The sequence below is a fragment of the Bradyrhizobium sp. 613_E4_N2_2 genome (genome assembly GCF_052075995.1).
Taxonomy (GTDB): domain Bacteria; phylum Pseudomonadota; class Alphaproteobacteria; order Rhizobiales; family Xanthobacteraceae; genus Bradyrhizobium; species Bradyrhizobium barranii.
The window spans coordinates 8,489,741-8,502,818 of record NZ_CP197234.1; the positions used below are offsets into that span (position 1 = coordinate 8,489,741).

Genomic DNA, 13,078 nt, shown 5'->3' on the forward strand with positions numbered 1-13,078 from the left:
TATGACAGCGCTACGTGAATTTGGCTCCCGGCTTCACCGGCACGCCGCGCAAAAAGTCCGTGGCCTGCATCCGCGCCTTGCCCTCGCGCTGGAGCTCGAGGATGCGGATCGCGCCCTCGCCGCAGGCAATCGTGAGCTGGTCGTCGAGCACCTCGCCGGGTGCACCGGAGCCCTTCGCCAACTCGCAGCGCAGGATTTTTACGCGCGCATTCTCAAGCTCGGCCCAGGCGCCGGGAAACGGCGACAGGCCGTGGATGTGGCGCAGCACGGCGTGCGCCGGCTTGGTCCATTCGATCCGCGCTTCGGCCTTGTCGATCTTGGCGGCGTAGGTGACGCCATCCGCGCTCTGCTTCTTGAGCTGGAGCCCGCCGCGGGCGAGCGCGGCCATCGCGCGCACCATCAGATCGGCACCGAGCCGGGAGAGGCGGTCATGCAGATCGACCGCGGTCATGTTGTCGGGAATCGCCATGCGCTCGGCCATGGCGACGTCACCGGTGTCGAGACCGACATCCATCTTCATCACCATGACGCCGCTCTCGGCATCGCCTTCCATGATCGCGCGGTTGATCGGCGCGGCGCCGCGCCAGCGCGGCAGCAGCGAAGCGTGCAGATTGTAACAGCCGAGCTTCGGCGCATCGAGGATCGCCTGCGGCAGGATCATGCCGTAGGCGACGACGACGGCGGCATCGGCGTCGAAGGCGCGAAACTCGTCGAGCGCTTCGGGCGTCTTCAGCGACTTCGGCGTCAGCACGGGAACGCCGAGCTTTCGCGCGGCTTCCTCGACCGGGGTCGGCTGCAATTGCAGGCCGCGCCGTCCGCCGGGCTTGGGCGCGCGCGTATAGACCGCCGCGATCTCGTGGCCATGCGAGACCAGCTCGAGCAGCGTCGGCACGGAGAAATCGGGCGTGCCCATGAAGATGAGGCGGAGGGGCATGACAAGGACTCGGTATGTTCCCTCCCCCCTTGCGGGGGAGGGCTAGGGAGAGGGGTGCCACACGACGCGCTCTCTCGGCGTTAGCGCGGGCGCCCTATTGTTGGCATTCGCAAACGACGGGCGCCTTTTGCTGGGCTACCCCTCTCCCCCGCCCTCCCCCGCAAGGGGGGAGGGAGCGCACGGGAGTTCGCGGCAGCACCAGCGCTTACAAATGACTTACTCCGCGCGCTTGGCGGCTTTCTCGAACTTCTTGATCACGCGGTCGCGCTTGAGCTTTGAGAGATAGTCGACGAACAGCACGCCGTTGAGATGGTCGATCTCGTGCTGAATGCAGGTGGCGTAGAGGCCTTCGGCGTCCTCCTCGTGCACCTTGCCGTCGAGATCGGTGAAGCGCACGCGCACCTTCGCAGGCCTTTCGACCTCCTCGTAATATTCGGGGATCGAGAGGCAGCCTTCCTCGTAGACCGACAGATCCTCGGAGGAGGCGATAATTTCAGGGTTGATGAAGACACGCGGCTCCGGCTTTGTCTCGCCGTCCGGGTCAGGCTTGGCGAGGTCCATGGTGATCAGCCGCAAGGGCTGCGCGATCTGGATCGCCGCGAGCCCGATGCCGGGCGCGTCGTACATGGTCTCGAACATGTCGTCGGCAAGCTTGCGGATCTCCGTCGTGACCTTCTCGATCGGCTTGGAGACCAGACGCAGCTGCTTGTCGGGCAGGATGATGATTTCTCTGAGGGCCATGGCCGCGATTTAAGCCGCATGCCGGATGCGGTCAATGCGGCGAGGAACTCCGTTAACCCTCCGCTAACCATAAAACTTCAGGTTTCGTTAACCATAAAAATTAGGGGGCTATTAACCATAAGCGTTCGCTATTCGTTCGCGGAGAGTGTCGAATCGGCTACAAGGGCCGCCATGAACGAGATCATTTTCCTGGCTGGCGACTGGCCGGTCCGCACCATCGATGCGCTGATCGGCTTCGGCGCCCTCGTCGTCATCCTGCTGGTGGTGATCGCGGTCGTGATCGCGCGATCCGGGCGGCGCGGCGCGGAACTCGCCATGGCCAATGCCATCCGCGCGGACGAGCTCGAGGAGCGCCTCAGCCAGGTGCTGCACGCCCAGAGCGAGGCTGCCGGCCGAGCCGACGCCATGACCCAGGCGCTGGCCGGCCGCCAGGCCGACATGGCGCGCGCGGTCAACGAGCGGCTGGATTCGGTGACCCATCGGGTCGGCCAGTCGATGGAACACTCGACGCGCAACACCATGGAGAGCCTGCGCGCCCTGCACGAGCGGCTCGGCATCATCGACAACGCGCACAAGAACCTGACCGACCTCACCACGCAGGTGACGACCTTGCGCGACGTGCTCGCCAACAAGCAGTCGCGCGGCGCCTTCGGCCAGGCGCGGATGGAGGCGATCGTCCAGGACGGCTTGCCGAAGGGCGCCTACGAGTTCCAGTTCACGCTCTCGACGGGAAAGCGGCCGGACTGCGTGGTGTTCCTGCCCGACCAGCGGCCGCTCTGCATCGACGCAAAATTTCCGCTGGAGGCGATGACCGCGCTGCACGATGCGCGCACCGACGAGGAGAAGCGCATCGCCACGCAGCGGCTGCGCGGCGACGTGATGAAGCATGTCAGCGACATCGCCGACAAATATCTCGTCGCCGGCGAGACCCAGGAGATGGCACTGATGTTCGTGCCGTCGGAATCGGTCTATGCCGAGATCCATGACGGTTTCGACGACGTGATCCAGAAGGCCTATCGCGCCCGCGTCGTGCTGGTGTCGCCTTCGCTGCTGATGCTCGCGATCCAGGTGATGCAGCAGATCATGAAAGACGCGCGCATGCGCGACGCCGCCGACCAGATCCGCACCGAGGTGATCAAGCTCGGCGACGATTTGGGCCGCCTGCGCGACCGCGTGCTGAAGCTCCAGAAGCATTTTGCCGACGCGAACGAGGACGTGCGGCAGGTGCTGATCTCCGCCGACAAGATCGAGAAGCGCGCAGGGAGAATCGAGGAGCTCGATTTCAGCAAGACCGATGCGCCGGAGGGGCCGCATCTGGTGGCAACCGGTGCCGCGGAGCTGTTCCCGAGGAAGCTCCAGGCGGGGGAGTGAGTTTTGAGGCACACTGTCGTCGCCCGGCTTGACCGGGCGACGACACCTCACTTGTGGCAGCCAGAATCTGCTAACACCTCCCCATGACCGCACCCGACGCGACCTCCCCTGCCAGCCCCGACACGGCCCCCACCTCCTGGCGTGACGGCCTGGCCGTGTACCTGCAACCGCGGGTGCTGATCGTACTGTTCCTCGGCTTCTCGTCCGGGCTGCCGCTGGCGCTGTCGGGCTCCACGCTCCTGGTGTGGATGCGCGAGGCCGGGGTCGACCTCAAGACCATCGGGCTGTTTGCGCTGGTCGGCACGCCCTACACGCTGAAATTCCTGTGGGCGCCGCTGGTGGATGCGCTGCATGTGCCGCTGTTCACCCGCGCGTTCGGACGGCGGCGCGGCTGGCTGCTGTTCTCGCAATTGCTGCTGATCATCGCGATCCTGCTGCTGGCACTCACCGATCCCGCGCGCTCGCCGTTCTACGTCGCGCTCGGCGCGCTGCTGGTCGCGACGACGTCCTCGACGCAGGACATCGTGGTCGACGCGTTCCGCGTCGAGAGCCTGCCGGAGAGCGAGCAGGCCGCCGGAATGGCTTCCTATGTCGCGGCCTATCGCATCGGCATGCTGGTCTCGACCGCGGGCGCGCTGTTCATCGTGTCCGGCTTCGAGGGCACCGGCATTCCGCGCGCGTCGGCCTGGATGTGGGGCTACGTGGTGATGGCGGCGATGGTGCTGATCGGCACGATCACCGCGCTGGCCGCGACAGAGCCCGAGCAATCGGTGCGGGCGGAAGCCGCGACACAAACCGAGACGGCGTTCGCGCGCGTGCTGCACGCGGCGATCGGGGCCTTCTCGGAATTCCTGTCGCGCAAGGATGCGCTCGCCGCGCTCGCCTTCGTCGTGCTGTTCAAGTTCACCGATGCCTTCTCCGGCACGATGACCGCGCCGTTCGTGATCGACCTCGGCTTTTCCCGCAACGATTACGCGGCGATCGTGAAGGGCGTCGGCCTCGCGGCAACGCTGATCGGCGGCTTTGCCGGCGGCTTCCTCGCGCGGCGCTATTCGCTTGCGACCAGCCTCTGGATCGGCGGCGTGGTGCAGGCGCTCGCCAATCTCTCCTTCTCCTGGCTGGCCTTCGTCGGCACCAGCCAATGGGCGCTGGCCTTTGCCATCACCTGCGAGAACTTTACCAGCGCCATCGGCACCGTGATCTTCGTCGCCTATCTCTCCGCGCTGTGCCAGAATCCGCTGCACACGGCGACGCAATATGCGCTGCTCACCGCGCTCGCCGCGGTCGGGCGCACATATCTGTCAGCGAGTGCGGGCTATGTCGCGGAGACGACCGGCTGGCCGCTGTTCTTCGTGATCTGCGTGCTGGTGGCGATCCCGAGCCTTGTGCTGCTGGCCTGGCTGCAGAAGCGCGGGCATTTCGAGACGCTGGGGCCGGTGAGGGTGTAAACTCGGCACGCGCTACGCCCGCGATGCCGTAGGGTGGGCAAAGCGAAGCGTGCCCACCACCTGAATCGTCGCCGGGAGAATGGTGGGCACGGCGCTTTGCGCCTTTGCCCACCCTACGGTAGCTCGGCTGGAGCGGCGCCCCCTACTGCTTCCTGATCAAGCTCCACTTCGTGATCACGGCTTCGCTCATCTGGCCGGGATCGCTGGCGCAGGCGACTTCGTCGACCTTGACCGAGATCGCCTTGCCGACGAACGATTTCAGCTGCGTGGCCTGCGCGTCGCTGGAAGTGACGAGTTGGAACGTCTCAGGACCGGTCTCGAGATTGCACAGCCCGTTCGGCGCCGGCAGTCGACGCGGCTCGGAGGTGATCTGGTACATCGCAATCCGCTTGCCGGCGTTCTTGATGTCGCGCACCTTCATTGCGTTCAATTCGCCCGAGAGCACCTCGCCGGCACTGATTGGCTTGCCGGGCTTCGGCGGCGGCGGCGCCCCGTCGTCCTGCTGCGCGGAGATGGCCGGGGTCGCCAGCAGCATCATCGTCGCGACCAAAGCCGATCGTGTGGCGAAAAGTTTCGTCATGTCGTCCGTTCCGTAAGTCTGGATGGCTAGAACAAGGTCCGCTGCCGCATCGCGGCCGATAGCGTACCTTCGTCGAGATAATCAAGCTCGCCACCGACCGGCACACCATGGGCCAGCCGGGTTACTTTTACGTTGGCGTCCTGAAGCAGGTCGGTGATGTAGTGCGCCGTGGTCTGGCCGTCGACCGTCGCGTTCAGCGCCAGGATGATCTCGTGCACCTCGGCAGCATGCGCGCGCGCCACCAGCGCGTCGATGGTGAGGTCCTGCGGCCCGACGCCGTCGAGCGGCGACAATGTCGCGCCGAGCACATGATAGCGCCCCTGGGTCGCATTGGCCCGTTCCAGCGCCCAGAGATCGGCGACATCGGCGACGACGACGATGATTGCATCATCGCGTTTCGGATCGGTACAGACCGTGCAGGGATTTTGCGTGTCGATATTGCCGCAGGTCTTGCAGACCTGGACCTTGTCGAGCGCGACCTGCAGGGCCGAAGACAGCGGCATCATCAGCGCTTCGCGCTTCTTGATCAGATGCAGCGCCGCACGCCGCGCCGAGCGCGGACCAAGGCCTGGCAGCCGTGCGAGGAGCTGGACCAGCCGCTCGATTTCGGGACCTGCAACCGAACCCATCTTATTGGCCGAACATACCCGGTGGCAGGCTGAGGCCGCCCGTGAGCGCCTGCATCTTCTCCTGCACGGCCGTTTCGGCCTTGCGGCGGGCATCGCCGAGGGCGGTGACGAGCAGGTCCTCGAGCACCTCGCGCTCTTCCGGCTTCATCAGCGAGGGATCGATCTTGATGCCCTTCACGTCCATCTTCGCCGTCATGCGCACGGCGACGAGACCGCCGCCGGAGATGCCTTCGACCTCGACGCTGGAGAGCTGATCCTGCATCTCCTGCATCTTGGATTGCAGCTGCTGCGCCTGCTTCATCATGCCGAAAATATCGACCATCGGTGCTGTCCTTGGTTGCGCGATGACTCGTCATCGCGCCTTAACTCTTGGTTTGAGCATGATCTAATCGGAAAACCGCTTCACACTTTGCGCTACGCGGCCCTTCGGGTCCGGATCATGCTCTAGAGATCGTCGCCGTCGGAACCATCGGGCGGATCGTCACTGCCATAGTCCGCATTCATATTGGTTTCCGGCGCCTCGGGGGCAAGCCTGCGGACCTCGACGACCTTCGCACCGGGAAAACGCGACAGCACCTCCTGCACGCGCGGATCGGCTTCAGCGGAGCGCGCATGTTCCTGCTTCGCCGCGTGGTTCACCGAGCGCAGCGTCGGCTGGCCCTGCTCGTTGGAGACGATCACGGTCCAGCGCCGGCCGGTCCAGAGCTCGAATTTTCGCGCAAGCTCGGAGATCATGGTCTTGGAGGCGTTGGGCTCGAGCGCGACTTCCAGCCGGCCCTCCTCGAAACGGACGAGGCGCATGTCGCCTTCGAGCGCGGCCTTGGTCATGAGATCGCGCTTCTGCCCGGCGACCGCGACGAGCTGGGTGAAGCTCGTGATGCGCAGCTGGGGCGCGGCTCCTTGCGGATCCGGCGCGGGCGCCGCCATCTGCGGCCGGGCGGCGCCGCCGCCGAACGCGGACGGTGACGAAGTCGGTGCGCGCATGGGCGCGGCCGAGGCAACCGGCGCCGCGGAGGCCACCGGCGCACCCGGCGCGCCGCTGCGCGCGGCACTTCCGCCGCCCACGACCGGCGAGCCGCCGCCGTTCTGCTCCAGCATCTTGATCGCTTCGTCCGGCGTCGGCAGGTCGGCGACATAGGCGATGCGCACCAGCACCATCTCGGCGGCCGCTGCGGGGCGCGTCGCGGCCTGCACCTCGGTGATGCCCTTGAGCAGCATCTGCCACATCCGCGACAGCACGCGCATCGAGATCTTCGAGGCAAAATCCCGCGCGCGCACGCGCTCGGTCTCGCCATAGGCGACGTTGTCGGCGGTCGCCGGCACGATCTTCACGCGGGTGACGAAATTGACGAACTCGGCAAGGTCCGACAGCACGACGATCGGATCGGCGCCGACGTCGTACTGGTCGCGGAACTCCTTGAAAGCGGCAGCGATGTCGCCGCGCGCCAGCGAATCGAAGAGGTCGATGACGCGGGTGCGGTCGGCGAGGCCCAGCATCTGCCTGACCGCATCCGCCTTCACGGTGCCTGCCGCGTGCGCGATCGCCTGGTCGAGCAGCGACAGAGAGTCGCGCACCGAGCCTTCCGCGGCGCGCGCGATGATGCCAAGCGCCTCGGGCTCGATCTCGACGTTCTCCTTCGCCGCGATATTGGCGAGGTGCTTCATCAGCACGTCGGCCTCGACCCGGCGCAGGTCAAAACGCTGGCAGCGCGACAGCACGGTGACCGGAACCTTGCGGATCTCGGTGGTCGCGAACACGAATTTGGCGTGCTCCGGCGGTTCCTCCAGCGTCTTCAGGAAGGCGTTGAACGCCGCCGTCGACAGCATGTGGACTTCGTCGATGATGTAGACCTTGTAGCGGGCGCTGGCCGGCGCGTAGCGCACGCTGTCATTGATCTGGCGGACGTCGTCGACGCCGGTGTGCGAGGCCGCGTCCATCTCCAGCACGTCCATGTGCCGGCTTTCCATGATCGCCTGGCAATGCACGCCCAGGGTCGGCATGTGGATGGTCGGGCCCTTCACCGATCCGTCCGGCATCTCGTAGTTGAGCGCACGGGCCAGGATACGCGCGGTGGTGGTCTTGCCGACGCCGCGGACGCCGGTGAGGATCCAGGCCTGCGGAATGCGCCCGGTCTCGAACGCGTTCGAGACGGTGCGCACCACGGCCTCCTGGCCGATCAGATCGTCGAAGCTGGAGGGCCGGTATTTGCGCGCCAGCACCCGGTAGGGCGTGCTGGCCTGGCCGGCGCTGTCGGGGTTGGGAGGGGCGCCAGCGTCGGTCATCGGTCGATCCGCAATGGAATGTCTTTCGCCCGGCTTTTGCGGAAAGGAGCGCGCTGACGGGAAGCCCGCCGGCGCAATTCGCTCGGAAAAACAGGTAGGAGACTGACGAGCGACCCGATCCGGACCTCGTTAGGGCTGCTTCCTTCCGGACCTGACCCGGTTGGCGAGTGGCTCGTCCACCGCCAATCTCCCGGTCCCTATTTGGGGCCAAAAGGTCGGGAAAGCAAGCGGGTATCCGTAGGTCCCGCACACCCCGCTGGGCGGCCCCCGCCGGCCCATTTGGACGCGGAAGCCGGCTCAGTGTTGGCGAGCTGGAACCTACGTGATTCGCGCAAACCGCTTGCGATACTCGGCGGGCGTCACGCCGACGTGACGATTGAACGCGCGGCGCAGCGTATCGGCATCGGCGAATCCACAATGGAGCGCCACCTGCTTCGGGGCTTCATTGCCAAACTCGAGCAGCCGCCTCGCCGCATTGACGCGGGCTTCCTCGACCCAGGTCGCAGGCGTGACGCCCACCTCGGCGCGGAACAGCCGTGCAAAGTGCCTCGGGCTGAGCTCCATGCGCGTCGCCAGGCTCGCAACGCTGTGGTCGAGCCCGGGATTGGCGGCGACCCAGCGCTGCAGCTCCTGCAATGCGGCGCGGCCGGCGGGAACAGCCTCGCCCTTGCGGGTGAACTGCATCTGCCCACCCGGGCGCTTGAAGAACATCACGAGCTGGCTTGCGACTCTCATGGCCGTGTCGCGCCCGAGATCTTCCTCGACCAGTGCCAGCGCGAGGTCGAGCCCTGCGGTCACGCCGGCGGCCGTGCGGAGCTTGCCGTCGGTGACGTAGATGGCATCCTTGTCCACGGTGACCGACGGGAATTTGCTGGCCAGCATGTCTGCGACCGCCCAATGCGTCGTGACCCGCCTGCCATCAAGGAGACCGGCGGCGGCAAGGAAGAAGGCCCCGCTGCAAACCGAGCCGAATCTGCGGGTCCGCGAAGCCCGCCGCCGCAGCCAGTCGATCACGCTCCCGTCCGCCGGGACTTCGGCCGCGTTCGGGCATCCCGCCACCAGCAAGGTGTCGATCGGCTCCTGGAAGTCGCGGTCGACGATTCGGTCGGGCATCAGCTGGACGCCTGAGGAACTGCGGATCGGCCCTGGCTCCGCGCCCGCCACGAACAAGGCATAGGCGGGATAGCCGGCCTGCACGTTCGCCTCGGCGAACACATCGAGCGGCCCTGCGACATCGAGCAGCTGCACGCCTGGCAGCGCCACGATCACAACCGTCCTTGGTTTCGGCTTTGCACCCATGTCCGCCTCGATCCGGATTTGTCCGTTTTTGACGTATTACGTCGATTTAAGACAACGTAGCCCGGATTTACAGTGGACGCGATCCAAAATTTCAGGAGCTGCTCATGTCAGAAATCACCGAGGCCGCCGTCATTCCCGACAGCAAGCTGGCGCGCGCCATCACCGAATACGTCCGCGATACCGAAACGGACCTGCTCTTCAACCATTCCAGCCGCGTCTACCAGTTCGGCGCGATGGCCGGCGTCCGCCGTGGGCTGACGTTCGACCGCGAACTGCTCTACGCCGGCGCCATGTTTCACGACATCGGCCTGATGCCGGGCCATGGCAGCCAACACGAGCGGTTCGAGGTCGACGGCGCGCATGCCGCGCGCGATTTCCTGCGCAGCCACGGCATTTCGGAAGCCGACGCCTACACGGTGTGGACCGCGATCGCCCTGCACACCACGCCGGGCGTCCCCCAGCACATGCACCCCGTCGTCGCGCTGGTGACCGCGGGCGTCGAGATGGACGTGCTCGGGCTCACCTACGACGAATATTCCGACGCGGAGCGCGAGGCGGTCGTGAACGCCTTTCCGCGCACGCCGCACTTCAAGGAAGACATCATCCAGGCCTTCTACGACGGCATCAAGCATCGGCCCGATACGACGTTCGGCAACGTCAAGGCCGACGTCATCGCCGACAAGGAGCCGCATTTCCATCGCGGCAATTTCTGCAGCGTCATCCGCAACTCGCATTGGCACGGTTGACCGGCGTTCGCGCAAGGACAGTGCGATCTCGAAATCGACTGCTGTGGACCCATGCGAGCCTGAGATTTCGCACGCGGGCAGCAATAGCCAATGACCCCATATTCAGGAGCATCCCATGGCCGATGAGCCGAAACGTTTGACCCATGCGACGGGCGCGCCCGTCAGCGATAACCTCAACATCATGACCGCGGGCCGCCGCGGGCCCGCGCTGCTGCAAGACGTCTGGCTGATCGAGAAGCTAGCACATTTCGATCGCGAAGTGATCCCGGAGCGACGGATGCATGCCAAGGGTTCCGGCGCCTTCGGCACCTTCACCGTGACCAATGACATCACCCGATACACCAAGGCGAAGATCTTCTCGGAAGTCGGCAAGCAGACGCCGATGTTCGCGCGGTTCTCGACCGTTGCCGGCGAGCGCGGCGCAGCCGACGCCGAACGCGACATCCGCGGCTTTGCGCTGAAGTTCTACACCGAGGAAGGCAATTGGGACATGGTGGGCAACAACACGCCCGTGTTCTTCTTCCGCGATCCCTTGCGCTTTCCCGACCTCAATCATGCGATCAAGCGCGATCCCCGAACCGGAATGCGCAGCGCCGACAACAATTGGGATTTCTGGACGTTGCTGCCGGAGGCTCTGCACCAGGTTACCATCGTGATGAGCGAGCGCGGCCTTCCCAGAAGCTTCAGGCACATGCATGGCTTTGGCAGCCATACCTACAGCTTCATCAATGCCGCCAATGAGCGGACCTGGGTGAAGTTTCACTTCCGGACGCAGCAGGGCATCGAAAACCTGACCGACGCCGAGGCCGAAGCCCTCATCGGCAAGGACCGCGAGACTCACCAGCGCGACCTGTTCGAGAGCATCGAATGCGGCGATTTCCCGCGCTGGACCATGTTCGTGCAGATCATGACCGACGATCAGGCCAAGGCGTTTGCCTTCAACCCGTTCGACCTGACCAAGATCTGGCCGAAGGCGGACTTCCCGCTGATCGAGGTCGGCTATTTCGAGCTGAACCGCAATCCGGAAAACGTCTTCGCCGAGGTCGAACAGGCCTCCTTCTCGCCGGCCCACGTCGTTCCGGGCATCGGCTTCTCGCCCGACAAGATGCTGCAGGCGAGGCTGTTCTCCTACGGGGACGCGGCGCGCTATCGCCTCGGCGTCAACCATCATCTGATCCCGGTCAACGCGCCGAAATGCCCGTATCACAGCTACCATCGCGATGGCGCAATGCGGACCGACGGCAATCTCGGGAGGACGCCGACCTATTTCCCGAACAGCCGTGGCGAGTGGACGGACCAGCCCGATCTCAACGAGCCGCCGCTCGAGATCGATGGTGCAGCCGCACATTGGGATCACCGCATCGACGACGATCACTATCGGCAGCCCGGCGACCTCTTTCGCAAGATGAACGCAGCCCAGCGGCAGGCCTTGTTCGACAACACGGCGCGCGCCGTCGGAGCGGCGGCCATCGCGATCCAGGAACGGCACATCGCCAATTGCACCAAGGCCGATCCCGCCTATGGCGCGGGCGTCCGCGACGCGCTGACGCGCCTCGCGACCGTTCGTGCCAAGGGAACGGAAAAGGCCGCGGAATAGGGTCGGTCGATCCGCACCGACCTCTCGCCGTCTTCGGCGAACGGCGCCGACAGGGCGCCGTTCGCATTTTTAAAGCGAACCGCCGAAACCTCTCAATTTTCTCGCGAAAATAGCTCGAGCCGACGCGCTCGCCGGGCCTTCCCTCGCGCATCGTCGCGAAGTGCAGATGCGGACGTTCGCCTCGGAAAGCGTCATGGCCGATGGGCTCCCTGCCTATCTTCGAGGCCCCGCACATCCCTGAGGCAATCGAGTCTTGACAGGGCCCGCCCGGCAGCGCCTTTCTATGAAATCCTGCCGGAACCGAAACAAAGGGTGCGCGAAAATCCGATCCTGAGCATTTTTCAGCCGGCTGACGCCGATTGATGGGCGAATTTTTCGCGCGAGATCAACCACTCACCTTCATCCAACCAGAAAAGCGATTCCTCAAAATGGTTACACGTCGTGATGTCGCATCGATTGTCGGACTTGGCGCGATGGCTGCAGCCACGCTGGCCTCACCGGCCGTGGCGCAGACCGCAGCGGATTCCAACGAATCGACCTTTGCCCGCATTCGCCGCACCAAGAAGATGCGGATCGGCGCGGTCGGCGGCGGCGCGCCCTATTACATGAAGGACCTCGCCAGCGGCCAGTGGAAGGGCTTCTACATCGACATCGCCAAGGCGCTCGCCGACGACATGGAGGCCGAGCTCGAGATCACCGAGACCACCTGGGGCAATTCGGTGCTCGATCTGCAGTCCAACAAGATCGACATCTTCTTCGGCCTCAACCCGACCCCGAAGCGCGCGCTGGTGGTCGACTTCTCGGTGCCGGTCTTCAACAACGCCTTCGGCATCCTCTGCAAGAAGGACTTCAAGCCGAAGAGCTGGGCCGAGCTGAACTCGCCCGACGTCAAGATCGCCGTCGACCAGGGCTCGTCGCACGACCAGGTCGTCAGCCGCCTGACGCCGAAGGCGCAGATCTCGCGACTGAAGACCGCCGACGATGCCACCGCCGCGCTGCAAACCGGCCGCGTCGACGCGCAGTGCCTGATCACCATGCTGTCGCTGACCGTGTTGAAGAAGAATCCCTCGCTCGGCCAGTTCGTGCTGCCGACGCCGATCTTCGCCACCACGTCGAACGCCGGCTTCCGCCGCGAGAACGACAAGACCTTCCGCGACTACGTCAACACCTGGATCGACTTCAACAAGGGCCTCGGCTTCATCCGCAACGCGATCATCACCAACATGGAGCTGGTGGGCGTGACCGAAGCGGACATTCCGCCGGGCGTTTCGCTGTAGGTGATGAGCGCCTGAAGTATCCACACCGTCATGGCCGGGCTTGTCCCGGCCATCCACGCCTGACTCGCGGCACCAAGAACGTGGATGCCCGGGACATAGGCGAGCGGAAGCGACGCCGTCCTTCGGACGGCTACGCCCGGGCATGACGACAAGTTTCTGAACTGACATCGGGT

General features: G+C 65.2%; 12 protein-coding genes and 1 other RNA gene. 5 read left to right on the plus strand and 8 right to left on the minus strand.

The features are described from left to right. Positions 1-10: 10 nt before the first annotated feature. Together fmt and def are read right to left on the minus strand one after the other, a co-directional pair. Entirely contained in the window at positions 11-934 is a 924-nt protein-coding gene (gene fmt / locus AB7290_RS40370) for a methionyl-tRNA formyltransferase (RefSeq protein ID WP_085399968.1), read from the minus strand. A 216-nt stretch (positions 935-1,150) separates the two neighbouring features. Beyond that, positions 1,151-1,675, minus strand: a complete 525-nt coding sequence (def, locus tag AB7290_RS40375; protein WP_063979819.1) for a peptide deformylase — start codon at positions 1,673-1,675, stop codon at positions 1,151-1,153. A 171-nt stretch (positions 1,676-1,846) separates the two neighbouring features. On the opposite strand from def, the gene AB7290_RS40380 reads away from it, so the two are divergent. Further along, positions 1,847-3,046 carry a DNA recombination protein RmuC gene (locus AB7290_RS40380; protein WP_085398512.1) on the plus strand — a complete coding sequence of 400 codons (1,200 nt, stop codon included), beginning with the start codon at positions 1,847-1,849 and terminating at the stop codon, positions 3,044-3,046. 83 nt (positions 3,047-3,129) lie between these two features. After that, on the plus strand, positions 3,130-4,494 hold the full coding sequence (locus AB7290_RS40385; protein WP_085398513.1) for an AmpG family muropeptide MFS transporter: 1,365 nt from the start codon (positions 3,130-3,132) through the stop codon (positions 4,492-4,494). A gap of 142 nt (positions 4,495-4,636) precedes the next feature. On the opposite strand, the gene AB7290_RS40390 is transcribed toward AB7290_RS40385, so the two are convergent. The 6 genes from AB7290_RS40390 to AB7290_RS40415 all read right to left on the minus strand — a co-directional run bounded on the left by AB7290_RS40390 (position 4,637) and on the right by AB7290_RS40415 (position 9,285). Next, positions 4,637-5,074 carry a hypothetical protein gene (locus AB7290_RS40390; RefSeq protein WP_085398514.1) on the minus strand — a complete coding sequence of 146 codons (438 nt, stop codon included), beginning with the start codon at positions 5,072-5,074 and terminating at the stop codon, positions 4,637-4,639. Between the two features lie 26 nt (positions 5,075-5,100). After that, entirely contained in the window at positions 5,101-5,703 is a 603-nt protein-coding gene (gene recR, locus AB7290_RS40395) for a recombination mediator RecR (protein WP_063979823.1), read from the minus strand. A 1-nt stretch (position 5,704) separates the two neighbouring features. Beyond that, complete coding sequence (locus AB7290_RS40400; protein WP_085398515.1) at positions 5,705-6,025, minus strand: YbaB/EbfC family nucleoid-associated protein; 321 nt, start codon at positions 6,023-6,025, stop codon at positions 5,705-5,707. A gap of 122 nt (positions 6,026-6,147) precedes the next feature. Then, the gene (locus tag AB7290_RS40405; RefSeq protein WP_085398516.1) at positions 6,148-7,986 is read right to left on the minus strand and encodes a DNA polymerase III subunit gamma/tau; all 1,839 of its coding nucleotides are present in this window, start codon (positions 7,984-7,986) and stop codon (positions 6,148-6,150) included. A gap of 94 nt (positions 7,987-8,080) precedes the next feature. Then, positions 8,081-8,177, minus strand: an RNA gene (gene ffs, locus AB7290_RS40410) — signal recognition particle sRNA small type. Positions 8,178-8,304: 127 nt separating this feature from the next. Continuing rightward, the gene (locus tag AB7290_RS40415; RefSeq protein WP_085398517.1) at positions 8,305-9,285 is read right to left on the minus strand and encodes a GlxA family transcriptional regulator; all 981 of its coding nucleotides are present in this window, start codon (positions 9,283-9,285) and stop codon (positions 8,305-8,307) included. 104 nt (positions 9,286-9,389) lie between these two features. Here AB7290_RS40415 and AB7290_RS40420 point away from each other — a divergent pair, with 104 nt between their 5' ends. From AB7290_RS40420 to AB7290_RS40430, 3 genes are all read left to right on the plus strand, one after another. Continuing rightward, positions 9,390-10,031 (plus strand): HD domain-containing protein, encoded by a 642-nt coding sequence (locus AB7290_RS40420; protein WP_085398518.1) that lies wholly within the window; start codon positions 9,390-9,392, stop codon positions 10,029-10,031. A 115-nt stretch (positions 10,032-10,146) separates the two neighbouring features. Next, entirely contained in the window at positions 10,147-11,628 is a 1,482-nt protein-coding gene (locus AB7290_RS40425) for a catalase (protein WP_354080258.1), read from the plus strand. Positions 11,629-12,056: 428 nt separating this feature from the next. Continuing rightward, entirely contained in the window at positions 12,057-12,905 is an 849-nt protein-coding gene (locus tag AB7290_RS40430) for a transporter substrate-binding domain-containing protein (protein WP_085398526.1), read from the plus strand. Positions 12,906-13,078: the final 173 nt, after the last annotated feature.